The 23,280-nt window shown below is 70.3% G+C and carries 20 protein-coding genes; 15 read left to right on the plus strand and 5 right to left on the minus strand.

The window, feature by feature from the left end:
* Nucleotides 1–55: 55 nt before the first annotated feature.
* Together IFR14_RS19930 and IFR14_RS19935 are read right to left on the minus strand one after the other, a co-directional pair.
* Nucleotides 56–961 (minus strand): serine hydrolase, encoded by a 906-nt coding sequence (locus IFR14_RS19930; RefSeq protein WP_064294922.1) that lies wholly within the window; start codon nt 959–961, stop codon nt 56–58.
* 269 nt (nt 962–1,230) lie between these two features.
* Entirely contained in the window at nt 1,231–2,001 is a 771-nt protein-coding gene (locus IFR14_RS19935; RefSeq protein ID WP_191942051.1) for an SDR family NAD(P)-dependent oxidoreductase, read from the minus strand.
* A 116-nt stretch (nt 2,002–2,117) separates the two neighbouring features.
* Here IFR14_RS19935 and IFR14_RS19940 point away from each other — a divergent pair, with 116 nt between their 5' ends.
* The 9 genes from IFR14_RS19940 (at nt 2,118) to IFR14_RS19980 (ending at nt 11,376) form a co-directional block, all read left to right on the plus strand.
* Entirely contained in the window at nt 2,118–2,846 is a 729-nt protein-coding gene (locus tag IFR14_RS19940) for an SDR family oxidoreductase (RefSeq protein WP_191942052.1), read from the plus strand.
* A complete protein-coding gene (locus IFR14_RS21525) occupies nt 2,843–3,520 on the plus strand; it encodes an FCD domain-containing protein (RefSeq protein WP_191942053.1) in 678 nt (225 codons plus the stop codon). Before IFR14_RS19940 ends, IFR14_RS21525 begins: the two co-directional genes overlap by 4 nt.
* A 240-nt stretch (nt 3,521–3,760) precedes the next feature.
* Nucleotides 3,761–5,047, plus strand: a complete 1,287-nt coding sequence (locus IFR14_RS19950) for a sugar ABC transporter substrate-binding protein (RefSeq protein ID WP_191942054.1) — start codon at nt 3,761–3,763, stop codon at nt 5,045–5,047.
* Between the two features lie 6 nt (nt 5,048–5,053).
* Nucleotides 5,054–6,025 (plus strand): carbohydrate ABC transporter permease, encoded by a 972-nt coding sequence (locus IFR14_RS19955; protein WP_370282131.1) that lies wholly within the window; start codon nt 5,054–5,056, stop codon nt 6,023–6,025.
* Nucleotides 6,026–6,108: 83 nt separating this feature from the next.
* Complete coding sequence (locus tag IFR14_RS19960) at nt 6,109–6,951, plus strand: carbohydrate ABC transporter permease (RefSeq protein ID WP_079706980.1); 843 nt, start codon at nt 6,109–6,111, stop codon at nt 6,949–6,951.
* Nucleotides 6,948–8,558, plus strand: a complete 1,611-nt coding sequence (locus IFR14_RS19965; protein WP_191942055.1) for a glycoside hydrolase family 3 protein — start codon at nt 6,948–6,950, stop codon at nt 8,556–8,558. Before IFR14_RS19960 ends, IFR14_RS19965 begins: the two co-directional genes overlap by 4 nt.
* Nucleotides 8,555–9,496 carry an N-acetylglucosamine kinase gene (locus IFR14_RS19970; protein ID WP_191942056.1) on the plus strand — a complete coding sequence of 314 codons (942 nt, stop codon included), beginning with the start codon at nt 8,555–8,557 and terminating at the stop codon, nt 9,494–9,496. Before IFR14_RS19965 ends, IFR14_RS19970 begins: the two co-directional genes overlap by 4 nt.
* Nucleotides 9,480–10,517: an N-acetylmuramic acid 6-phosphate etherase gene (gene murQ, locus IFR14_RS19975; RefSeq protein ID WP_191942057.1), complete on the plus strand. Its 1,038-nt coding sequence runs from the start codon at nt 9,480–9,482 to the stop codon at nt 10,515–10,517. The genes IFR14_RS19970 and murQ overlap by 17 nt, the downstream gene beginning before the upstream one ends.
* The gene (locus IFR14_RS19980; RefSeq protein ID WP_191942058.1) at nt 10,507–11,376 is read left to right on the plus strand and encodes a MurR/RpiR family transcriptional regulator; all 870 of its coding nucleotides are present in this window, start codon (nt 10,507–10,509) and stop codon (nt 11,374–11,376) included. The genes murQ and IFR14_RS19980 overlap by 11 nt, the downstream gene beginning before the upstream one ends.
* A 9-nt stretch (nt 11,377–11,385) precedes the next feature.
* On the opposite strand, the gene IFR14_RS19985 is transcribed toward IFR14_RS19980, so the two are convergent.
* Together IFR14_RS19985 and IFR14_RS19990 are read right to left on the minus strand one after the other, a co-directional pair.
* Nucleotides 11,386–12,108, minus strand: a complete 723-nt coding sequence (locus tag IFR14_RS19985; RefSeq protein WP_191942059.1) for an SDR family NAD(P)-dependent oxidoreductase — start codon at nt 12,106–12,108, stop codon at nt 11,386–11,388.
* The gene (locus IFR14_RS19990; RefSeq protein ID WP_191942060.1) at nt 12,108–13,040 is read right to left on the minus strand and encodes a helix-turn-helix domain-containing protein; all 933 of its coding nucleotides are present in this window, start codon (nt 13,038–13,040) and stop codon (nt 12,108–12,110) included. The genes IFR14_RS19985 and IFR14_RS19990 overlap by 1 nt, the downstream gene beginning before the upstream one ends.
* A gap of 128 nt (nt 13,041–13,168) precedes the next feature.
* On the opposite strand from IFR14_RS19990, the gene IFR14_RS19995 reads away from it, so the two are divergent.
* The 5 genes from IFR14_RS19995 to IFR14_RS20015 all read left to right on the plus strand — a co-directional run bounded on the left by IFR14_RS19995 (nt 13,169) and on the right by IFR14_RS20015 (nt 19,907).
* Nucleotides 13,169–14,194: a zinc-dependent alcohol dehydrogenase family protein gene (locus tag IFR14_RS19995; protein ID WP_137244257.1), complete on the plus strand. Its 1,026-nt coding sequence runs from the start codon at nt 13,169–13,171 to the stop codon at nt 14,192–14,194.
* A complete protein-coding gene (locus IFR14_RS20000) occupies nt 14,191–15,417 on the plus strand; it encodes an MFS transporter (protein WP_342365760.1) in 1,227 nt (408 codons plus the stop codon). The genes IFR14_RS19995 and IFR14_RS20000 overlap by 4 nt, the downstream gene beginning before the upstream one ends.
* A gap of 54 nt (nt 15,418–15,471) precedes the next feature.
* Entirely contained in the window at nt 15,472–16,452 is a 981-nt protein-coding gene (locus tag IFR14_RS20005; protein WP_191942061.1) for a hypothetical protein, read from the plus strand.
* A 160-nt stretch (nt 16,453–16,612) separates the two neighbouring features.
* Nucleotides 16,613–18,613, plus strand: a complete 2,001-nt coding sequence (locus IFR14_RS20010) for an ABC1 kinase family protein (RefSeq protein WP_191942062.1) — start codon at nt 16,613–16,615, stop codon at nt 18,611–18,613.
* Nucleotides 18,614–18,656: 43 nt separating this feature from the next.
* A complete protein-coding gene (locus tag IFR14_RS20015) occupies nt 18,657–19,907 on the plus strand; it encodes an amino acid permease (RefSeq protein WP_191942063.1) in 1,251 nt (416 codons plus the stop codon).
* Nucleotides 19,908–19,986: 79 nt separating this feature from the next.
* Here the strand turns inward: IFR14_RS20015 and IFR14_RS20020 are convergent, their stop codons facing one another.
* Nucleotides 19,987–20,637 carry a GntR family transcriptional regulator gene (locus IFR14_RS20020; RefSeq protein ID WP_191942064.1) on the minus strand — a complete coding sequence of 217 codons (651 nt, stop codon included), beginning with the start codon at nt 20,635–20,637 and terminating at the stop codon, nt 19,987–19,989.
* A gap of 242 nt (nt 20,638–20,879) precedes the next feature.
* Here IFR14_RS20020 and IFR14_RS20025 point away from each other — a divergent pair, with 242 nt between their 5' ends.
* Nucleotides 20,880–23,267, plus strand: coding sequence for an immunoglobulin-like domain-containing protein (locus IFR14_RS20025; protein ID WP_191942065.1), 2,388 nt, complete (start codon nt 20,880–20,882; stop codon nt 23,265–23,267).
* The last annotated feature ends 13 nt before the right edge of the window (nt 23,268–23,280 follow it).

Here is a 23,280-nt window from a genome sequence, read left to right on the forward strand (position 1 = left end):
GGACCGGTTGACGCTCAGGGACCGGTCAACCTGGGACCGGAGGAGTGAGACCGGCTCAGTGCACGTACTCGAGGAGGTCCTGGCCGAGGATCCGAACGGCGTCGACCACTCCGAGGCGCGTGCCGAGCTCCGTGTCGTCGTAGCTCGTGCACACGGCGTAGCTCACGGCACCGTTCGGGCCGCGGAGGATACCCGCCTCGGCTCGCACGCCGACTCCGGAACCGGTCTTGTTGAAGAGCTGGATGCCGTGGTCGGGCTCACGGTGGGCCAGTGGGTCGAGCCCGAAGCCCGAGGCGACGAGCGAGAGGTCGGTGTTGAGCGACAACCAGGCCAGGACCCGGCGGCTCGTGGTCGCGTCGACGATCTCGCCCGTCGCGAGCGCCTGGAACAGCCAGGCGAGTTCGCGGGCGGAACCGACGGAGAGCTGCGGTGCGTTGTCGGGGCCGCGGTGGTCGCGGACGATGTCGAGGAGGGCCGTGCGCTTCAGCCCGATCTCCTCGGCACGGTGGCGGACGGCGTCGAGACCGATGTGTCGGAGCAGGACGTTCGTGGCGAGGTTGTCGCTCGTCGCGCCGACGAGGGCCGCGAGGTCGGCGACCGGGAGGGACGGCGCTTGGAGGTGCTGCCAGATCCCGGAGTCGGCGACGGCGTCGAGTGGCTCGCGGTCGAGGATGGTGAGCCCGCTGAAGTCGGCGTCGCCCAGACGGGCCGCGACCTCGATGAGGAGGAGGACCTTGCCGATCGAGGCAGTGGGCACGACGACGTGGTCGTCGGCCGACATGAGCATCTCGCCGGTGGTGATGTCGTTGATCCGGAGGCTGACCTGCGCACCCGACGCGGCCAGCTCACCGAGGGCGCTGAACCCGCGGGTGAATGGTTCGATCTGGGCGGAGGCACGGTGGCGCCCTCGACGCGCATCGCGCGAACGGCGACGTTCCGACTCGTGCACTCGTGAAGCCACGGCTGACCGAACTCCTCTGCTCCAGATGGTGATCCCGACGATCCTGCGGGTGTGGACCTGCCCCGGTCAGCCCACTCGACGGCCGTCCGACGACCCGCGCAGCGGGCCTCCGGATGTGCCGTCCACGGTATCGTAAGCGCCCTTCGCGCTGGCTGCGAATCTGGGCCTGGGAACGTCGTTCCCGGGCGCGTCGGTCCGACATCCATCGCTTCCATCGCCCGCGAATCCGGTCGGTCCACCGCCCGGATCCCGTCGGGTTCAGAGCCTGATCACGGGCGAGCGCGGGCTGGGAACTGGGTCGCGAACTTGCCGCCACTGACGTCGATCAGCGCACCGGTGACGTAGCCAGCCTGGTCGCTCGCGAGGAACCGCACGATGTTCGCGACGTCCTCCGGTTCCTCCCATCGGCGCACCGAGAGCGTGTCGAGGAGTTCGTCCTGCTGCGCTGTCGGGAGATCGGCGAAACCGTTCATCGCCGTCGGCACCATGCCGGGGGCGTAGGCGTTCACCGTGATGCCCCACGGCCCCAGCTCGCTCGCGAGGACCCTGGTCAACTGGACCACCGCGGACTTGGACGCCGCGTAGGCCGCGCTGCCGACGCTCGGGATGACCGCCGCGAAGCTCGCGGCGTTGATGATGCGCCCGGAACGCTGTTCCTTCAGATACGGGATGACCGCCTTCGACACCCGGAAGACGCCGCCGACGTTGACGTCGAAGCACCTCGTCCACGCGGCGTCGCTCGTCTCCTCGAGCAGCGACTGCACGTTGACCCCGGCGTTGTTCACGAGGACGTCGATCCCTCCGAGCCCGGCGGCAGCCGCCGCGACCGCGCTCGACACCGATTCCTCGGAACGCACGTCGCATGCGATGGCGACGAGGTCGCCGTGGTGGGACGCCACGAGCGCGTCCAGGGAGGAGACGTCGAGGTCGAGCACCGCGGCGCGGGACCCCTCGGCGAGGAAGGACTCCACGAGGGCGAGCCCGATTCCGCGAGCACCTCCGGTCACAATCACCCGTCGATCCGTCAGGTCCAGCAGCATCGGTGTCTCCCGTCGTTTGAGCGCGTCCGTCGACGCGTCGACCCGGTGTCGACGGCAGCGTGCGCACGAGGCGAGTAAAACATACTTATGATCGATCAGCTCGATACACTGGCGTCATGACGGATCGAGTGCTCTGGGTTACTGGTGGCGGCAGCGGCATGGGGCAGGCCGTGGCGGTGTCTGCTGCTGAGGCGGGCTGGCGCGTCGCCGTGACGGGGCGACGCCGCGAGGCGCTCCTCGAGACCGTCGAGGCCGTCACCTCCGCCGGCGGTGTGGCCGTCGCCGCGGAGGCCGACGCGACGGACCCCACTTCGCTCACCCGAGCCCACGAACGCATCGTCGCCGAGCTCGGCCCGGTCGACGACCTCGTCACCGCGGCGGGCCTGAACGCACCACGGCGTCGATGGGACGACCAGTCGATGACGGAGTTCGCCGCGATCGTCGACACCAACCTCACCTCGGTCGCCCGGACGATCGATCTCGCACTGCCCACCATCCGTGACGCACAGGGACGGATCATCGTCATCTCCTCCTTCGCCGGTTGGCGCTTCTCGACGAAAGGTGGCGTCGCCTACAGCGCGAGCAAGACCGCGCTCGCCTCGCTCTGCACGACCCTCAACGAGGAGGAGGGACTCCGCGGCGTCGGCGCCACCCACCTCTGCCCGGGCGACGTCGACACCCCGTTCCTCTCCATGCGGCCGCAGGTGCCGGACGCGTCGGCGCGCGAGACGATGCTGACACCCGAGGACATCGGCCGCGCCGTGCGGTTCATCCTCGACGGCCCGCCACACGTGCGGATCGATGAGCTCGTGATCTCCCCCACCCGTCCGTCAGCACGGGCGTGAGCCGCGCACCGGGGACGTCGGCCTTCGAACGGACGCTCGACCGGATCGGTACCGACATCGTCGACGGCGGACTGCCCGCCGGCACGGTGTGCACGGTGGACGAGCTGGTCGACCGCGCCGGGCACTCACGGTCGGTGGTCCGCGAGGCCACCCGCGTACTGGCCGGCCTCGGACTCCTCGCCAGCAAGGCGCACGTCGGCCACACCGTGCAGCCGTCGTCGAGCTGGGACTGGTTGCAGCCTCGGGTGCTCCGCTGGGCGTTGGCGAGCGGACGACGGGAGTCCACCCTCCTCGCGATCCGCGAACTCCGCACCGCGACCGAGCCGGAGTCGGCACGGCTCGCGGCCGAGCGACGCAGCGACGACGACGCCCGCGAGCTCCGCGTGACGAGTGAGGCGCTCCGCGCGGCCGCGGTTCGCCAGGATCCGATCGCGTTCCTCGAGGCCGACCTCCTGCTGCATCGCCTCATCCGGCGCGCGGCGGCGAACCCGATCCTCGACCGGGTCGGCGACGCCGTCGACGAGGCCCTCCGGGATCGTGTAGACCAGCTGCCCGGCGACGGCATCGACCACCACGACGCGGCGTTGCACACGGACCTCGCGTCGGCGATCGAGGCGCAGGACGGCGAGCGGGCCGCCGCGACGATGCGCGTGATCATCCTGCGCACGGCCTGACGGCGGCGATGCCCGACCGCCCCTCGCACACACGGTTCTCGCAGCTTCGTGAAACACGTCCGTCACGCAGGTAACGACCGTGTTGCAGTGCTGGAAAATATTTGCAAGCTTCCTGTACTTATTGAATACTGTTTCCACACCCACTGAAAACAGCAGGGATCGACCGCGGTTTCCCGGTCATCACGGATCCCGGGCCAACGACGGCTCGGACTCCCGATCCCAGAATCGAGGAGCAGCACCATGCGCAAGCGCACCCTTCCGCTGGCCGTCCTCGCCACCGCGGCACTCGGCCTCACCGCCTGTGCCGGTGGCGGTTCCGGCTCAGGCGACGTCTCGGCAGACGGCCAGACGCTCACCGTCTGGATCATGCAGGGCACCAACCCCGACTCCGAGGCCTTCTTCAAGGAGGTCGGCTCGGCCTTCAAGAAGGAGACCGGCGCCACCCTCAAGGTCGAGTACGTGCAGTGGGCCGACGCCCACGACCGCTTCGTGACGTCGATCGCCGGGAACACCACCCCCGACGTCGCCGAGACGGGCACCACCTGGACGGCCGAGTTCGCCGATGCCGGCGCCCTCGCCCCCATCGGCGACTACGTCGACGAGGCCGGCCTGAAGGACGACCTCGTCAAGGGCCTCGCCGACTCCGGTACGTACGACGGCGAGCTCTACGGCATGCCGTGGTACGCCGGCGTCCGCTCGATCGTCTACCGCACCGACGTCTTCGAGGAGCTCGGCCTCAAGGCGCCGACCACCTGGCAGGAGATCATCGACGCCGGCACCGCGATCAAGGCCGCCAAGCCCGACATGATCCCGTTCCCCGTCCCCGGTGACGCCGAGTTCACGGCGTACCCCTGGGTCTGGGGCGCCGGCGGCGAGGTCTCCGAGCTCGACGGCGACACCTGGAAGTCGGGGCTCGCGAGCGACGACTCACGCAAGGGCATCCAGTTCTGGACCGACCTGGCCACCAAGTACGACCTCTCCTCCTCAGGTGCCACCACCTGGAAGGAGACGGACGTCCTCGACAACTTCGTGCAGGACAAGGTCGCCATGGCGATCATGGGCTCCTGGACCCCGGCAACGATCGTCCAGAAGAACCCGGAGCTCGAGGGCAAGTTCGCCGCCATCCCGATCCCGGGTGAAGACGGCGGCATGTCGCCCTCCGTGCTCGGCGGTTCGCACCTCAGCATGTTCAACACCTCGAAGAACAAGGACCTCGCGTTCCAGTTCATCGAGATGATGACCACCGGCAAGTTCGCCTCCGAGTGGGCCGAGCAGACCGGCTACTTCCCCGGCCAGACCTCGCTTCTCAGTGACTCGACCGAGAGCGACGACCCGCTGGTGAAGCCCTTCGCCGAGCAGTTCGTCGACGGCGGCGCTTCCCTCCCCGTGACCCCGAAGTTCGGTGCGGTGCAGGCGAAGAAGACCACCAACGCGATGATCCAGGCCATCCTCTCCGGAAGCAAGTCGGTCGACCAGGCGACGACCGATGCCGCCAAGGAGATGGACGACATCATGAACGGCAAGTAGCCGATCGTGTCGACCCTCACCCCGCCCACGGTCACCCGCGAAGCCCCCGCTTCGCGGGTGGCCGGGGGCCCCTCCCCCAAGCGGCTGCGCCTCCTGATGCGCACCCGCCCCTGGCTGCTGCTCGCGCCGGCACTCCTCATCCTCGCCGTGCTCCTCCTCTGGCCGCTCATCCGCGTCGTCCTGTTCTCCCTGCAGGACTACGGCCTGCGCGAGATCGTCAGCGGCGACACCAACTTCAACGGCGGCGCCAACTACGCCGAGGTCTTCGCCGACCCGACCCTCTGGACCGTCGTCCTCCCGAACACCGTCTTCTTCGCCGCGGCCGCCGTCATCGGTACGGTCGTCCTCGGCACCCTCGTCGCCCTGCTCATGGCGAACCTCGGCTCCTTCTGGCGCACCATCGTCGGCAGCGCCATCATGGTCGCCTGGGCGATGCCCGCCGTCACCGGCACCTACGTCTGGGTCTGGATCTTCGACGCCGACCGCGGCATCGTCAACCAGACGCTCATGGGGCTCGGGCTCATGGACGAGCCCTTCAACTGGTTCACGAACCAGTTCACGTTCTACGGCATCGCGCTGCTGAACGTGATCCACCACGGCTTCCCGTTCGTGGCCATCACCGTCCTCGCCGGCCTGCTCGGCGTGTCCAAGGAGATGCTGGAAGCCGCCGAGATGGACGGGGCGGGCGCGTTCCGTCGCTTCTTCCAGATCACCTTCCCGTCGCTGCGCCAGGTGTTCTCGGTCGTGATCATCCTGTCGACCATCTGGGACTTCAAGGTGTTCGCGCAGATCTACCTCATGCCGGGTGGTTCCGGCTCGAACCGCGAGGTGTTGAACCTCGGCGTGTGGTCGTACGTGGAGTCCTTCGGGCAGAACCGCTACGGCTTCGGCTCCGCGATCGCGGTGCTGTTGACGCTCGTCCTGCTCGGCATCACGATCGTCTACATCCGCGCCCTCATGAAGGAGGACGAACTGTGACCACCCACGCTCCCGCCCCCACCGCCGCCCGTCGACAGGCTCAAGGGCCGGGCACCGACCGGTCCACCAAGCCGCAGGTCCCGATGCACCGGAAGGCGAGCGGTCGGAAGATCCGCTCGAACACCGTCAAGGCGATCCTCGTCACCCTCCTGCTCGTGTTCACGCTGTTCCCGGCGTACTGGATGCTGTCGAGCGCGTTCGACGCGCAGGCGTCGAGCGGCGGCCAGTCCTTCTTCCCGAAGGAGTTGTCGTTCACGAACTTCGAGTCGGTGCTGACCGACGGCGGGTTCGCGGTCTTCCTCCGCAACTCCGCGATCGTCGCCGGTGCGACGGTGCTCATCTCCGCCGCCGTCGCGCTCCTGGCGTCGGTCGCGGTCGCCCGCTTCCGGTTCAAGTTCCGCACCGCGGTGCTGCTCATGATCCTCGTCGTGCAGATGGTGCCGCTCGAGGCGCTCGTGATCCCGCTGTTCGTGCAGATCCGCGACCTGCAGCTGCTCAACACGCTGCTCGGGCTCATCATCGTGTACGTCGCGCTCGCACTGCCGTTCGGCATCTGGATGCTGCGCGGCTTCGTCGCGGCGGTGCCCGTGGAGCTCGAAGAGGCGGCGTTCCTCGACGGCGCCAGCTGGTGGCGCATGTTCCGCTCGATCATGCTCCCGCTCGTGGCCCCCGGCCTCGTCGCGACGAGCGTGTTCAGCTTCATCACGGCCTGGAACGAGTTCATCTTCGCGATGACCCTGCTCGGCGGCTCGACGGAGAACTACACGGTGGCCATCGGCCTCAAGCAGTTCTTCGGTCTGAACTCCAACGACTGGGGTTCGGTCATGGCGGCGTCGACCATCATCACGATCCCGGTCATGATCTTCTTCATCCTCGTGCAGCGCCGCCTCTCCGGCGGACTGGTGTCCGGAGCGGTGAAGGGATGATCGACCCCGACGTCGCGCGGCTCGTCCGAGGCGTCCTCTGGCCGGGCTTCCTCGGCCGGACCGCCCCGGACTGGCTGCTGCGCGAGCTGGACGGCGGCCTCGCGGGCGTCGTGTACTTCGGGCAGAACCTCTCCTCGGACCCCACGGAGGTCGCGGCGCTGTCGGCCGAACTCCGCGACCACCGGCCCGAGATCCTCATCGGCGTCGACGAGGAGGGCGGCAACGTCTCCCGCCTCGAGGCGCAGACGGGCTCCACCCTGCCCGGGCATGCGCAGCTCGGTGCACTCGACGACGTCGAGACGACGCGCGCGGTGGGTGCGGCACTCGCCGAGCGGCTCCACGCCGCCGGGGCGAACGTCGCCCTCGCGCCCGTCGCCGACGTGAACACCAACCCCGCGAACCCGGTGATCGGGGTGCGCTCGTTCGGCCCCACCGCCGACCTCGTCTCCCGCCACGTCGCCGCGATGGTCGACGGATTACAGGCCGGCGGAGTCGCCGCGTGCGTCAAGCACTACCCCGGCCACGGCGACACGGCGAGCGACTCGCACCTGGATCTGCCCCGCATCGACCTGGACCTGGCGGAGCTCGAAGCCGAGCACCTGCCACCGTTCGACGCAGCGATCGCCGCCGGCGTCGCGAGTGTCATGACCGCCCACATCGTCGTCCCGGCGTTCGGCGACGCCCCGGCCACGCTCAACCCGATCCCCCTCCGCCGGCTGCGCGAGAGCGGCTTCGACGGCGTCATCATCTCCGACGCGCTCGACATGGCCGCCATCCGGTCCACCACCGGCTCAGGACGCGGGGCGGTCCTCGCCCTCGAGGCCGGGGTCGACCTGCTCTGCATCGGCAACCCGTCCAACCTCGGGCCGAAGCAGGGCGCGACGACCGACGAGGACGACTACCTCGAGGTGTTCGAGGCGGTCTGCGCCGCCGTCGCCGACGGTGAGCTCGATCGAGCGATCGTCGAGCGCGCGGCCGCCCGCGTGGCGTGGCTCGCACGGTCCGTCAGCCCTTCGACCGGCTCAGGGACCGGGGCATCAGTCCCCGAGCCCTCCGCGGTCCCTGAGCTTGTCGAAGGGCGCTTCTCCGACGCCATCCGCCGGGTCGTCCGCGTCCGGGGCGAGGTCGCGATCGACGCGTCGGCGATCACCCTCGTCGACCTCCGCGACCGACCGACGTTCGCCGTCGCCTCGGCCCACGATCCGTTCGCCGAGTCGCTCGCCGAACGGTTCGACGTCACCCGGCTCGCTGCCGGCCCGAGCCTCCGGACACCGGGCCCAGACGCCGAGGCCCCCGCCTCCGACGAGCTGACCCTCCTGCTCGAGACGATCCCCGCCGACGACGGGGTCGTCCTCCTCGCGGACCGCCTCGGCGACGACACCCCGCAGCGGCTCGCGGTGGACCGCGTCGCGCTGGTCCGCCCGGACGCCGTCGTCGTGAGCGTCGGACTACCGCTCTCCGAGGACGCCGTCCTCCCCCTGCCGGTGATCGACACGCTCGCGGCCTCCCTGGCATCCGCCGACCGGGTCACCGAACTCCTCGCCGCGGCCTCCTCCGCGGCGCCGACGCACCATCTGCACGACCAGCACCACCGGAACGGATCATGAACCACCTCGCAGCACCCGTCCTCGCCATCGATCTCGGGAAGACCTCCTGTCGCGCCCGCATCACGAGCGGATCCGGCGACGACCTGACCATCCTCGCGGAGGCCCGCGGCCACGGTGCACCGGGCCTCGCCGACCACGAGGGTGCGGAGCTGTCCGCCCGCGCGGTCCTCGAGACGGTCGCGCACCTCCCGGCCGACCTCCTCGCCGAGGTGCAGCACGTCGGGATCGGCGCCGCCGGGGTGGAGGCGGCACCGCACGAGGTCGCCGCGTTCACCGCCGAACTGCGCCTGGCGCTCGGAGCGACGATCGCCGTCGTCAACGACGCCCTGGCAGCCCACGCCGGTGCGTTCGCCGGTGGTCCCGGCACGGTGCTCATCGCCGGCACCGGATCCGTCGTGTTCGACGTCGACGCCGACGGCTCCGTGAAGCAGATCGACGGTTGGGGTCCCTGGCTCGGAGACGAGGGCAGCGGTCGATGGATCGGGCAGCAGGGCCTCGAGGCGTGCATGCGTGCCTTCGACGGCCGCGGCCCCGCCACCACCTTGCTCGTCGACGCCGAGGCACTCATCGGGTCGATCCCCGCGCTCCCCCGCTGGGTCTCGAGCACCGGAGCCCCGGCCCGCCAGCTCGGCACCTTCGCGCCCACGGTCATCACCCGAGCCGAGGAGGGCGACGCCGTCGCCGCGGACATCGTCGACGCCGCCTGCGCCCATCTCGCCGTGAGCGCCGCCGCCGCCGGCACGGGCGCCGTGTGCGTCGTCGGCGGGATCGCCTCCCACCCCTACGTCGCCGCCCATCTCGCGACGGCCATGCACGAGGTCGGCGTCGACCTCGTCGCACCCCGCGGTGACGCGCTCGACGGAGCCAGACTCGTCGCACTCGACACCGCGATCTCCTACGACGGAAGGGTCGTGCGCGACGATGTCCACGCAGCCTGAGGGCGCCTCACCACCGGTCCCTGAGCCTGTCGCGGGGCCTGGGCCGACCACCGCAGGGCCGATCTCCGACCGTGACACCATCCGCGCGGAGCTCGCCACCCTCTCGACGGAGCAGGTGAACGAGCGACACCCCGACCTCGACGCCCTCTCCACGCGGGAACTCGTCGCCGCGATGAACGAGGACAACCGTTCCGTCCCCGACGCCATCGCGGCCGTCGAACCCGAGATCGCCGAGGCCGTCGAAGCGATCGTCGAGCGCCTCCGCAGGGGCGGACGACTCGTCTACCTGGGCGCCGGGACCGCCGGACGGATGGGCATCCTCGACGCGAGTGAGGCCCCACCCACGTTCGGGACCGACCCCGGCCTCATCGTCGGACTCATCGCAGGTGGCCCGGGTGCCATCCAGCAGGCGGTGGAGAACGCCGAGGACCGCGACGACCTCGGTCGGGCGGATCTGGAATCCCTGTCGATCACCGCGGACGACGCCGTCGTGGGTGTCTCCGCATCCGGTCGCACGCCCTACGTCCTGGGCGCCCTCGAGTACGCGCGTTCGATCGGTGCGATCACCATCGGCCTGTCGTGCAATGCCGGCTCCCCGCTCGCCCGGGACGCGGACATCGGCATCGAGGCGGTCGTCGGTCCGGAGCTCCTCACGGGATCGACCCGACTGAAGGCGGGGACGGCACAGAAGCTCGTGCTCAACACGCTGTCGACGATCACGATGGTGCGGCTCGGGAAGACGTACCGGAACCTCATGGTCGACCTCCTCACCACGAACGAGAAGCTGCGGGCGCGGGCGGAACGCACGGTCATGCTGGCGACCGACGTCGACGCCGCCACGGCCGCGAAGACGCTCGCATCCGTGGACGGCTGGGTGAAGGCCGCTATCCTCGTCCTCGTGACCGGCATCGCCGCAGATGAAGCAGTCGCCCGCCTCCGTGGTGGCGACGGCTCCCTCAGCGCGGCCATCGCAGCGCACGCCGTCGAAGACCCGACGGGGGCCGCACCGGATGTCCACTGACGCGCTGCTCGTGCTCCGCCAGGCGATCCCTCGCCTGAGCGCCGCCGAGACGCGCGTCGCCGAGACCATCATCGGCACCCCCTCGCTCGTCGTCGAGTTGACCATCACCGAACTCGCGAAGGCCTGCGGCACCTCGCAGGCGACCGTCGCGCGGTTCTGCCAGACCATCGGGTACACCGGCTACCGGGAGTTCCGGGTGGCCGTCGCGACCTCCACGAGTCGAGAGCAGGCGGAGCGTGACCGGTTCGAGGTCGACGACGCCGACATCGACCCGGACGACTCGGTCGAGACCGTCGTCGCGAAGGTCGCGTACCAGGAGGTGCAAGCGATCGAGCTCACCGCCCGCTCGCTCGACCGCGACGCCCTGGACGCGGTCGTCGACGCGCTCCTCGTCGCCCCACGGATCGACATCATCGGCTTCGGGTCCTCGAACCTCACGGCGCAGGACCTCCACCAGAAGCTCTACCGGATCGGCATGCCGGCCAACACCTTCGTCGACGCCCACCTCGCGCTGCCGTCGGCCGCCCTCCTCGGGCCCGGTGGGGTCGCCATCGGCATCTCGCACTCCGGGCTCACGGTCGAGACCGAGCAGGCGATGCAGCTCGCGCGGGCCGCCGGCGCGACGACCGTGTGCATCACCAACTTCCCCGACTCCCCCATCGCCGGCCGCTGCGACCTCGTCCTCGCGACGCAGGCGAGGGAGAGCCGATACCGCTCGGGTGCGATGTCGTCGCGCATCGCCCAGCTCGCGCTCGTCGACCTGCTCTTCATCCGTGTCGCCCAGCGTCGCTACGACGCCGCGGCCGAGTCGCTCCGCGTCACCTACGAGTCGATCCAGGACCACCGCATCGACACCTGAGTGCTGAGATCAGGGCAGCAGCGAGACGCCCGTGTGCTCGGCGAGGGCGAGCAGCAGCTCGTCCTGGAACGCCTCGTCGCGGACCGCGCGATGCGGCTCCTCTCGTCGCTGATGGTGCCAGTAGCCGGAGGTGTCCGCGCCACGCCCTTCGGCGAGCGCCACCTGGGTCCGGTGCCCGAGTTCCAGGTCGTCGGGCGCGTTCGGCCCGCCCATCCGCGTCGGCACCCACCCCGGGTCGACCGCATTGCTGAACACCCCGGGACGCACTCGCGCGATGGCCGCCGCGAGGACGGTCACGAGGAGCTTGCTGTCGGAGTAGCTCGCCGTCCTCGTGGAACCCGACCAGTCGAGACCGTCGAGCGTCGCGGTACCGCCGCGGTGCATGCTGCTGCTGAGGAACACGAGTCGCCGCGCGGGGACGAGGGTGCTCAGCAGGTAGGGCGCGACCACGTTGACCGGTAGGACGGCCGCTCCGTCGAGGACGCCGGCGTTGTGGATGATCGCGTCCACGGGACCGGCAGCTGCGACCTGCTCCGCGAGCTCCTGGACGCCGTCGAGGGTGGCGAGGTCACCGGTGACGAGGTGCGCGGAGGGCTCGTCGAGCAGCCGGACCTCGTCGGCTCGGGCGAGGCTCCGGGCATGGACGAGCACCTCGTGCCCGTGCTCGACCAGCTCGGTCGCGGCACCGAGCCCCAGGCCGACGGCGGCACCGGTCACGAGGATGCGCGCCATCAGCGACCCCCTGCCCGTCCGGCCTCGCTGGTGTCGGGCTCGTTCGTGACCGCCGCAGCGTCACGCTGCTCCGCCTCCCGCTGGGACGCCGCCCAGTTCGCGAGCAACTGCAGACGCTCGGCGGACGGTGAGCCGGGCTCCGCCGTGTAGACGAGCACGACGTGGCCTGGGTCGGCCGTGATCGCGAGCTCCTCGTAGGCGAAGGTCATCTCGCCGACGATCGGGTGGTTGAACCGCTTCGTTCCCGTGCCGTGGGTGCGCACGTTGTGCGCTCCCCAGAGGGTGCGGAAGGCGTCGCTCCGGGTCGACAGCTCACCGACGAGGTCGTGCAGTCCCTTGTCGTGCGGGTCCCGGCCGGCCTCGGCACGCATGACCGACACGCACATCTCGGCGAAGACGTCCCAGTCGGGGTAGAAGTCCCGGGAGGCCGGGTCGAGGAACTGGAACCGTGCGAGGTTCGGCGTGCGCCCGCCGTCGCCGATGACCGGCGAGTAGAACGCACGCCCGAGCTCGTTGGTCGCGAGGAGGTCCTGGTGGGTGTTGCGGACGAAGGCGATCCCGTCGGTGATCGCGTCGAGCATCCAGTGCAGACTCGGCCGGGTCGCGGGGTTCTTGGCCGCCCGGCGGCGCGGACGACCGGAGAGCGGGACACCGTCGGCCGCGCGGGCGAGGTCGAACAGGTGGGTGCGTTCCGCCTCGTCGAGCTGGAGCGCCCGGGCGATGGCGTCGAGGACGGTCGACGACGCTCCGGCGATCGCCCCACGCTCCAGTTTCGCGTAGTACTCGACACTGACCCCGGCGAGCGCCGCCACCTCGGATCGCCGCAGCCCGGCCACCCGTCGGTTGGGGCCCGCGGTCAAGCCGGCGAGTTCCGGGGTCAGCCGTGCCCGACGCGTCATGAGGAACTCGCGTACGTCTGCTCGATCGTCCATGCCTCCGACGATACGTCCTCGAGGCGAGCCGACAGGTGCTCTCTCGGTACACCTCTCAGGCGGGACTCCCTCCCGCGTCGCGCGGGGCGTTGACTGGTCACCTGCACCACCCGACAGAAGGAGCACACATGCGCGCAGTCGTCATGCACTCGCCCGGCGACGTCCGGGTCGAGGACCGTCCGGACCCCACCATCGTCGACCCGACCGACGCCGTCATCCGGCTCACGGCGACCTGCATCTGCGGGTCCGACCTGTGGCCGTATCGCGGGGTCGAGCCCGTCGACCACACGAACATGGGGCACGAGTACGTCGGTGTCGTCGAGCAGGTCGGCGAGGACGTGCGGACGATCGCCGTCGGCGACTTCGTCGTGGGCTCCTTCGTGACCTCCGACAACACCTGTGAGATCTGTCAGGCGGGGTACCAGTCGAAGTGCGTGCACGCTGAGTTCGTGTCGGTCGCCGCAGGCACGCAGGCGCAGCTCGCCCGCATCCCCCATGCCGACGGCACGCTCGTGGCGACGCCCGGGCAGCCGGACGCGGAGCTCATCCCCTCGCTGCTCGCCGCGTCCGACGTGCTCGGGACGGGCTGGTTCGCCGCGGTCGCCGCCGAGGTGGGGCCGGGGAAGACGGTCGTGGTCGTCGGTGACGGAGCCGTCGGACTCATGGGCGTCCTCGCGGCCCGGGAGCTCGGGGCGGAACGCATCATCGCGATGTCCCGTCACGCCGACCGACAGGCGCTCGCCCGCGAGTTCGGTGCGACCGACATCGTCGAGGAGCGCGGCGCCGAGGGTGTCACACGGATCAAGGAGCTGACCGGCGGTCTCGGCGCGCACAGCGTCATCGAGGCGGTCGGCACCGAGGAGTCCATGCTGCAGGCGATCCGCTCCACTCGCGGTGGCGGCCACGTCGGCTTCGTCGGCGTCGCCCACGAGGGTGTCTCGCTGCCGCTCGACGAGCTCTTCTTCGCCGAGGTGCACCTGCACGGTGGGCCGGCGCCGGTGCGACGGTTCCTCCCCGAGCTCATCCGGATGATCTGGGAGCGGAGGATCGACCCGGGGAAGGTCTTCGACCTCACTCTGCCACTCGAGGACGCGGCCGAGGGCTACCGGGCCATGGACGAGCGCCGTGCGATCAAGGTGCTGCTGACGCTGTGAGCCCCGCGGCACCGACCACCTCGACGCCGGACGCGTCGGCCGGTTCGTCGACCCTCCCCGCAGCCGGGACGCCCACCCGGATGCCCTGGTTCGCACTGGCGACCCTCGCCGCGATGGGGTTCGTCCTCGTGGCCGCGGAGACGATGCCGGCCGGACTCCTCCCGGTCATCGCCCGGGATCTCGACACGAGCGAGGGCCTGATCGGTCAGTTCATCAGCGTGTGGGCGCTCGGGACCGTGCTCGTGACGATCCCGGCGCTCGCCCTCACCCGTGGCATGCGTCGCAAGCCACTGCTCCTCGGCGCGATCGTCGGGCTCATCCTCGCGAACACCGTGACCGCGGTCGCGGGGGACGTCGTCGTCGCGCTGGTGTCGCGGTTCGTCGCCGGTGCGTTCTGCGGGGTGATCTGGGGCATGCTCGCCGCCTACGGGCGCCGTATCAGCCCGCCCGACCGGGGAGGCCTCGCACTGTCGATCGTGTCCGTCGGAGCGCCCGCCGGACTGGCGCTCGGGACACCGCTCGGGGCGTGGCTCGGCACCGCGTTCGACTGGCGCTGGGCGTTCGGAGGACTCTCGGCGCTCGCGCTCGTCGTGCTCGTGTCCATCGCGGTGGTGGTGCCCGACGCGCCCGGGCAGCCTCGCTCGGCACGGCTCCCGCTTCGACGGGTGCTCGTCCTGCCCGGTGTCGCGGTGGTCCTCGCGGTGATCGTCGTCTGGATGCTGGCTCACAACACCGTCTACACCTACATCTCGCCGTTCCTTCGGGCCTCAGGGACGGGACTTGGGGCCGATCTCGTGCTGCTCGTCTACGGCGTCGCGTCCATCGCGGGCATCGGTCTCACGGCGGCGCTCATCGACCGGGCTCCGCGCGCGCTGCTCCACGGGAGCGTCGCGATGTTCGTCACGGCGGGCGTGCTGCTTCTGCTCGGCCACGCGTCGATCGTCGCCGTCCTCGTCGCGACGGTCCTGTGGGGGCTGGCGTTCGGTGGCTCCTCCGCCCAGCTGCAGTCTGCGCTCACCCGATCGGGACGCGAGCACTCGGACATCGCGAACTCCTTCCTGCCCGTCGCGTTCAACCTCGCGATCTTCGCCGGCGGTGTCCTCGGGGCGCTCCTCCTCGGCACCTTCGACGGCCTGATCCTCCCGGTGGTCATGATCGCCCTCGGGCTCGCTGCGCTGCTGCTCACGATCGCGGGACGCCGTTCGGCCTTCACCGCGGGGTGACGACGAGACCGAGCCGGTGGCGGTGGTCGCGTGAGACCATCGGGCATGGCTTCCATGGATGATGCACCACGGATCGGGGACCTCGAGGTCGACGGCGACGCACTCACCGGCGACGGCACGACACTCTCGGAGCTGGCGGACGAACTGGCTTGCGGCGTCGACGACGCCACCACCGCCGAGGCCCCGTCGGATGGTTGGCGGGTGCTCCGCCGGCTGGAGAGCGGTGCGGTGTATCTCGGTTCGCCGGTCGACGCGGACCACCGGACCTGGCGCCTGGCACAGCTGCATCCGGGAGAGCAGCCTCCGGTGGTGCGCGTGCACCCGGACACGTTGGTCGTGCGACCGAGCCGAGCAGAACGCCGACAGGGCTTGGTGCTCCGCTGGCCGCCGTTTGTGGAGGAGATCTCCGACCCGACGCAGCTCGTCATCGACGTCGTCAACCTCGGTCACTCTCGTTGGTCTCCAGAGGGTGATTCCTTCCATGCCATCGGAGCGCTCACGGAACCGGGCGAGGTCACATTCGGCTTCGCCTGGATGAGTTCAGCGCAGCAACGCGGGGTCCCGCTCGAGCCGGGTGAGTACGCCCGGGTCCCCGTGCATGTCCAGGAACGCGCGACCCCGACGGAGCTCCGAGAAGGACCGTGCGACCTCCACGTCGTGGTCGTCGAACTCGGGCTCCGCCTCGCCGAACCGCTCCGGGTCGAGCTGACCGCGGAGATGGTGGCGCGTCAGGTCGCCAAGCAGAACCGCCACCGGGCCGACCCCGCGAGCGAGCGCCGAGAGCTCGACCGACACATCGGCGACGAGCGTGTGCGTTCCGACGCCCGTCGGTCCTGGGCCGCGATCGCAGACGTGGTCGGGAGCACGATGTCGGAGAACGAGTCCCTTGCCCGCATCGCCGCCGTGCTCGACTGCACGACGGAGCAAGCGGCATCCGTATACGACTCCTCACTGCGCGCGATGGGACGGATGGACGCCGACCGCCGTGACGAGCAACTACAGGAACTCATCCGCCGTCGCGACGCCCTCGGGTGATGACCCGCCCACCGAGAGTGCAGAAGATGTCCGCCCAAGCCGCGTTTGAGAGCGTCTTGTGCGCTCTCGGTGAGCGCATCATCGCTCGCGCTCGCTCAGCCGGGCCGGATACGCTGGCGGGCGGGACGAGACGACCGCTCGACCCACGAGGGGATGCCGGATGCTGACTGACGCACTCACCATCGTCCTGGCGGTCGTGTCGGCGCTGCTCCTCGGATTCGCCGCCCGACGCGTGCTCGACGCCCCGGTCGGATGGCCGCGCAGCATCCTCGTCGGGCTCGTCGTGTTCGTCACCGGCCCACCGTTCGTGAACTGGCTGCTGCAACAGACCGGCCTGGTCCAGCCGGGTGAGTCCGGAGATGCTCGAGCGGCCTTCGCGGCGATCGCCGTCGCCCTCCTCGCGATCGGTTGGATCTTCGCGCTCGGGCTCGGTGTCCTCGTCGCCATCGAGGTCATCATCCCGACCCGGCCGCTGATGAACCCGATCGACGTCGTCCGCTCCGCGATCAAACGACGGCGACGGACGAGGCGATACCTGCAGATCCTCACCATCGCGTCGCGGCACGGCGCAGGATGGCTCGTGCACGGCCGGTCCCGCGTCCAGCTCGAACTCACCACGAGCGAGCAGCGCGCCAACGCGATCATCGCCACGATCAACGACTCCGGCGTCACCTTCGTGAAGCTCGGACAGGTGCTCTCGACGAGACGCGACCTGGTGCCCGAGCCGTACCTCAGCGCCCTCGCGTCGCTGCAGTCCGAAGCGACCACGCTGCCCTGGCACGAGGTCCAGGTCGTCATCGAGACGGAACTCGGTGCTCCCATCGACACCGTGTTCGCGTCGATCGACTCCGAGCCGCTCGCTGCGGCGTCCGTCGCGCAGGTGCACACCGCCGAGCTGCTCGACGGCACCCCCGTGGTCGTGAAGGTCCAGCGACCGGCCGCGCGGGTGCAGGTCGAGGCCGACGCAGACATCGTCGTCCGCCTCGCCGAGCGCGCTGAGACGCACACCAAGTTCGGGCAGGACCTCCGCCTCGCTTCGGTCGCGCGCGCCTTCACCTCGACGCTGCTCGAGGAGCTCGACTACCGGATCGAAGCCCGCAACGTGGAGATGATCCGCAGCACCTTGAAGCGTCGCGAGGAGCGCGACGAGGGCGTCCGGATCACGGTGCCGCGCGTCTATCCGGCGGCCTCCGGCGCCCGCCTGCTCACCATGGACCTCGTCGACGGGTTGCCGCTCAGTCGAGCGCGGGACCGCATCGCGACCATCCCCAAGGAGGAACGCGAGACCCTCGCCACCGGCCTCATGGAGGTCGTGCTCGAACAGATCCTCGTGCACGGCGTCTTCCACGCCGACCTCCACCCGGGCAACGTCATCCTCCGCGAGGACGGATCGCTCGGGCTGATCGACTTCGGGGCCGTCGGCGTCATCGAGCGCAGCCAGCGGCAGCGGCTCACCGCGGTGATGCTCGCGACCGTCAGCGAGGACGACATCGCGGCGACCGACGCCCTCCTGCTCATCGTCGACCTGCCCGAGGACGCCGACCTCGACGCCCTGCGCCACGACGTGGGCATCGTCATCACCACCGAGCGTCACCGCCCCGGTGGCGACGGCTCGATCTTCAGCCGACTCCTCGACGTCATCCGCCAGCATCACATCGCGCTCCCCGGCGACCTCGCCGCCGCGTTCCGCAGCTTCGCGACCCTCGAAGGGTGCCTCAAGGCGCTCGACCCCGACTTCGACATGTTCGAACAGGCCCTCCCGATGGTCCCGCGTCTCCTCCGCCGCTCCCAGTCCATCCGGCAGACCGCGGTCACCCTGCAGGCGCAGGCCGCCGTCACCGCCGCGTTGGCCCGCAACCTCCCACGTCGACTGGACTCGCTGCTGTCCGGACTCGAGGACGGGACCGTCGGCGTGACGCTGAAGGGCTTCGCCGACGAACCGGCGAAGGGGCTCGTGGAAGGCGTGACCGCTGAGATCGTCGGAACCCTGATCTCGATCGCCGCCCTGGTGATCGCCGTGGTCCTCGTCGTCACCGGTGCCGGCCCGGTCCTCCCCGGCGGCCTACGGGTGTTCGATCTCATCGCGGCGTTCATCGGGTTCCTCGGCTTCCTGGGGCTGCTGCGCGTCCTGCGGCAGACCGTCGTCCGCAGGGGTCGGTGACCGGAGCACCCCACTGTTCACCTGACGGCGCTACCGTGATCGGGTGAGCGACCCCCGACTGCAGCGACGCCTGGGCACGAGCGCCGCGGTGTTCATCGGCCTGGGCTCGATGATGGGCGCCGGGGTCTTCGCGGTGTTCCAGCCGGCGGCGCAGGTCGCCGGCGCGGGACTCCTCATCGGGCTCGTGATCGCCGCGGTCGTCGCCTGCTGCAACGCGATGTCCTCCGCGCAACTCGCCGCGCAACTCCCCTCGGCTGGCGGCACCTACCTCTACGGCCGCGAACTCATCGGGCCGTGGTGGGGCTTCGCCGCCGGATGGAGCTTCGTGGTGGGCAAGACCGCGAGCGCGGCAGCCATGGCGGTCGCTTTCGCCGCGTATGCGGCACCGGCCGAGTGGAGTCGTCCGGTCGCCGCGGTCGCGGTCGCCGCGGTGGTCCTGACCAACTGTCTCGGGGTCACCCGCACCGCGACCGCGACCCGGGTGATCGTGGTGGCCGTCCTGCTGGTCCTCGCCGTGGTCGTCGGTTCAGGCGTCGTCGGGCCAGACGCCGGTTGGACGGGGGTCGCGTCGCTCGGGTTCGACGCCAGCCCGCTCACCGTGCTGCAGTCGGCGGGGCTGCTGTTCTTCGCCTTCGCCGGGTACGCGCGGATCGCGACCCTGGGCGAGGAGGTCCGCGATCCGGCCAAGACGATCCCGCGCGCCATCGGGATCGCGTTCGCCGTCGCCGTGGTCGTCTACGCGGCCGTCGCGGTCGTGTCGCTGCTCACGCTCGGCGCGGACGGCCTCGCAGCCAGTGCGCGACCCCTGGCCGCGGTGGTGGAGGCGAACGGGTGGCCGTGGGCTGCGACCCTGGTGCGACTCGGTGCGGCGGCGGCCTGTCTGGGAGCACTGCTCGCGGTGTTCGCGGGCATCGGCCGGACCGCCTTCGCGATGGCGAGGACCGGCGACCTGCCACGAGCGCTCGACGCGGTGCACCCGCGCTTCGCGACCCCGTACCGCGCGGAGCTGCTCGTCGGCGCGGTCGTCATCGTGCTCGTCCTGCTCGTCGACCTCCGGAGCGCGATCGGGTTCTCCTCGTTCGGCGTGCTGCTCTACTACCTGGTCGCCAACGTCGCGGCGTTCCGCCAGACGCGCGAGCACCGACGGTACCCGCGCGCGGTCAGTGTGTTCGGCGCCGTCGGTTGCGTCGTCCTCATGTTCACGCTGCCGCCGACGTCGGTCATCGTGGGCACGGTGGTCGTGCTCCTCGGGTTCGCCGGGCGGGCGGTGCTGGCACCTCGACGAGCTCGGTGACCGGGGTTGGGCTCGGTGACCGGACCCCGGTCCCTGCCCTTCGACAAGCTCAGGATTCGCTTGTCGAAGGGCCGACCGGCTACAGCTGCGCGGAGAGGCGGAAGATGTTCTCGACGGCCAGTTCGGCGGCGATCGCGTCGCCGGCCTCGACCGCCTCGCGGAGTGCCGGGTAGCCCTGCTCCTTGGCAGCCCAGTCGGTGTTCTCCTCGGTGCGCGTCGCGGAGGACCGGTAGGTGAGGCCGTCGATGATGTCCTTCGTCGCAGCGACGAGCGTGGCGTTCGGGCACGCGGCGATGAACGCGTCGAAGAGCTCCCAGCTGAGTCGCCCGTGCTCGGCCATGTCGCGCTGCTCGACGACCACGATCACCTGGTTGATCGCGCGGACGAGCGCCTTCTTCTGCGTCGCGCCGAGGCCGGGGACGGTGACGCGGACGACACCGCCGAGCATCGCACCCAGCGTCTGCATGACCTCGGTGCGCTGCGCCGGGTCGGGCAGGGCGACGCGGGTGTACCGCTGTGCGGCCATCTCAATGAGGCCGACGCGGGCGAGGTCGTTGAGGGCCTCGCGGATCGGCGTGCGGGAGATCCCGAGCCAGGACTGGAGTTCGCCGTCGTTGAGGTGCTCACCGGGCTCGAGGGTGCCGTCGAAGATGGCCGTGCGGATGCGTTCGACCGCGACCTCGCGGAGTGAACGACGCTCGACGGGCGGGTTGGCTGAGGGCACGGGCATGCGGGATCTCCTTCGTCGGCGAATGCTATGCCATCAGCGTACCGAATATCAGCGGATCCACCCGGGGTTGACGCGAGATCCCACGACACCTGACGGGCGGGGTCACCGCGCGGTCACCGCGGGGTCGTCCGCCCGCAACCGCTCATTCATCCGGTCTCCGTACCGTGATCGGCTGCCGAGCGTCGCGATTCGCTCGGCGGTGCGGGCGATGCCCACACCTCGGAAGAACACTGGAGATCTGCGTGAATGACATCACCGGCGCGACTGACACGCGCCACCGCTCGCGACACCGCGCGACGCGACTCGCCGGCGGCACCCTCGGAGCGCTCGTGCTCCTCGCCGGCGTCGGCACCACCGCCGCCGCACCGGCGCAGGCTGCCTCGTACCCCGACACCTTCCTCGACACCGCGTCGACCGTCTGGAGCTACTCCGACGACGCGAGCGACCCGGCCGCCGGTTCCGCCGACCGCCTGGTCTGGACGCAGGGCGGCTTCGACGACAGCGCCTGGAAGACCGCGAACGGCAGCTTCGGCGCGAAGAACGGTCGCGCGACCGGCATCGGCCCGCACACCGCGAAGACCCTGCTCAACCAGTACGTCGACGGCAGCGCTGCACCCGATGTGCCGACGTACCACTTCCGTTCGGACTTCGAGCTGACCGGCGAGCAGCTCGACGGACTCGACAGCCTCCAGGGCAGCATCGTGTACGACGACGCCGTGCAGGTCTTCGTGAACGGCACCAAGGTCGCCGGCTTCGTCGACGAGCAGGTCGAGGCGGCGCCGGAGGCGTCACGCAACCAGATGTACGCCGGCGCCAGCAACGGCGATCCGCTCACCTCCACGTTCACCGTCCCGGCGAGCGCACTCGTCGCCGGCGAGAACACCGTCGCGGTCGCGCTCTACCAGGACCGGGCCACGAGCTCGGACATCTACTTCGACCTGACCTCGCTCGCCCCGGTCGCCGCTGACGAACCCGTCTCCATCTCCGACGTCGTCCTCACGATCGGCGCCGATGAGAGCGAACGCGGCATCACCTGGTACAGCGACCGCGATGTGGCCCAGGTCGCCCAGGTCGCACCGGCGTCCGCGATGACCGGTGACGCCTTCCCCGAGGCGTCGGCGGTGAACGTGCCGGGTGTCGGCGGCGTCACGACGAGTGGTGAGTTCAACCGCTTCGCGACGATCACGGGCCTCGCCGAGAGCACCGGTTACGTCTATCGGGTCGGCAGTGACGACAACGGATGGTCGGAGGTCTCGGCATTCACGACCAAGTCCTTCTCCGGTGACTACGACTTCCTCTTCGTCGGGGACCCGCAGATCGGTGCCTCCGGGAACGTCGCGAACGACCAGGCCGGTTGGGCCGACACCCTGGACGTCGCACAGGCCGCCTACCCCGATGCGGAACTGCTGTTCTCAGCGGGTGACCAGGTCGAGCGCGCCGGTAACGAGGACCACTACAACGCCTTCCTCGCCCCCGAGCAGCTCCGCACCATGCCGCTCGTGCCCGTCAACGGCAACCACGACGTCGGTTCGAAGGCCTACGAGCAGCACTACAACGTGCCGAACCTGGACCCCACCGCCGGCGCGGCGACCTCCGGTACCTCCTCGGGCGGCGACTACTGGTTCTCCTACAAGGACGTCCTCTTCATGGTGATCAACTCGAACAGCAGCGACTACGACTCGCACGCCGCGTTCCTCGAGCAGGTCGTCGCCGAGCAGGGTGCGACCGCGAAGTGGAAGGTGCTCGTGTTCCACCACTCGATCTACTCGGTGGCGGCGCACACGAACGACACGCAGATCGTGGACATGCGGGCGAAGCTGCCGTCGATCATCTCCGACCTCGGCGTCGACCTCGTCCTCCAGGGACACGACCACAGCTACACGCGCAGCTACCTCATCAAGGACGGCGAGCTCGCGAACCCCGACGAGACCGCCGCACAGGGCACGGTCACGGCCGGGGCCGGCGAGGTCCTCTACGTCACGGCCAACTCCGCGAGCGGGTCGAAGTACTACGACGTGAAGGCGCCCGACGCCTGGTTCGCCTCGGTGATCAACCAGGAGTACACACGCAACTACTCGAACATCCGGGTGACCGACGACTCCATCACGATCACGACGCTCCGGAGCGAGGCCAACGGTGCCGCTCGGGCGGCGGTGAACAGCGTCGTGGACGAGGTCACGCTGCAGCGCGAGGACACCGTCGCACCGCAACTGGTGTTGCCGGAGACCGAGACCACGGTGGAGCAGGGCGCCGCATTCGACGCGCTCGCCGGCGTCACGGCGACGGATGCGCGCGACGGCGATCTGACCGCCGCGATCACCGTCTCGGGATCGGTCGACACGACGAAGCCGGGCACCTACGCCCTGAGCTACGCGGTCTCCGACGCCGCCGGCAACACGGCGACGGCGAGTCGCTCCATCACGGTCACCGCTGCCCCCGCCGTTCCCGGCACACCGGGCGCCGGCAGCGGGACGGGCGCTGGATCCCCGGCGCCGGTCGCGTCCGGCTCCGACCCGCTCGCGAACACGGGCGCGGAGATCGGCGGGATCGTCGCGATCGCGTTCATGCTCCTGTTGGGCGGCGCGCTGACGCTGCTGCAGCGTCGCGCCCGCGCACCTCGCGAGGACTGAGGCCACCGCGCAG

The sequence above is a fragment of the Plantibacter sp. CFBP 8775 genome (assembly GCF_014839505.1).
In the GTDB taxonomy this organism is placed as follows: Bacteria; Actinomycetota; Actinomycetes; order Actinomycetales; family Microbacteriaceae; genus Plantibacter; species Plantibacter auratus.

Coding starts and splice junctions, on each gene's coding strand:
- IFR14_RS19935 (WP_191942051.1), bottom strand. CDS start 2,001: ATGCTGCTGGACCTGACGGATCGACGGGTGATTGTGACCGGAGGTGCT.
- IFR14_RS19940 (WP_191942052.1), top strand. CDS start 2,118: ATGACGGATCGAGTGCTCTGGGTTACTGGTGGCGGCAGCGGCATGGGG.
- IFR14_RS19950 (WP_191942054.1), top strand. CDS start 3,761: ATGCGCAAGCGCACCCTTCCGCTGGCCGTCCTCGCCACCGCGGCACTC.
- IFR14_RS19960 (WP_079706980.1), top strand. CDS start 6,109: ATGCACCGGAAGGCGAGCGGTCGGAAGATCCGCTCGAACACCGTCAAG.
- IFR14_RS19965 (WP_191942055.1), top strand. CDS start 6,948: ATGATCGACCCCGACGTCGCGCGGCTCGTCCGAGGCGTCCTCTGGCCG.
- IFR14_RS19970 (WP_191942056.1), top strand. CDS start 8,555: ATGAACCACCTCGCAGCACCCGTCCTCGCCATCGATCTCGGGAAGACC.
- murQ (WP_191942057.1), top strand. CDS start 9,480: ATGTCCACGCAGCCTGAGGGCGCCTCACCACCGGTCCCTGAGCCTGTC.
- IFR14_RS19980 (WP_191942058.1), top strand. CDS start 10,507: ATGTCCACTGACGCGCTGCTCGTGCTCCGCCAGGCGATCCCTCGCCTG.
- IFR14_RS19985 (WP_191942059.1), bottom strand. CDS start 12,108: ATGGCGCGCATCCTCGTGACCGGTGCCGCCGTCGGCCTGGGGCTCGGT.
- IFR14_RS19990 (WP_191942060.1), bottom strand. CDS start 13,040: ATGGACGATCGAGCAGACGTACGCGAGTTCCTCATGACGCGTCGGGCA.
- IFR14_RS19995 (WP_137244257.1), top strand. CDS start 13,169: ATGCGCGCAGTCGTCATGCACTCGCCCGGCGACGTCCGGGTCGAGGAC.
- IFR14_RS20005 (WP_191942061.1), top strand. CDS start 15,472: ATGGATGATGCACCACGGATCGGGGACCTCGAGGTCGACGGCGACGCA.
- IFR14_RS20010 (WP_191942062.1), top strand. CDS start 16,613: ATGCTGACTGACGCACTCACCATCGTCCTGGCGGTCGTGTCGGCGCTG.
- IFR14_RS20020 (WP_191942064.1), bottom strand. CDS start 20,637: ATGCCCGTGCCCTCAGCCAACCCGCCCGTCGAGCGTCGTTCACTCCGC.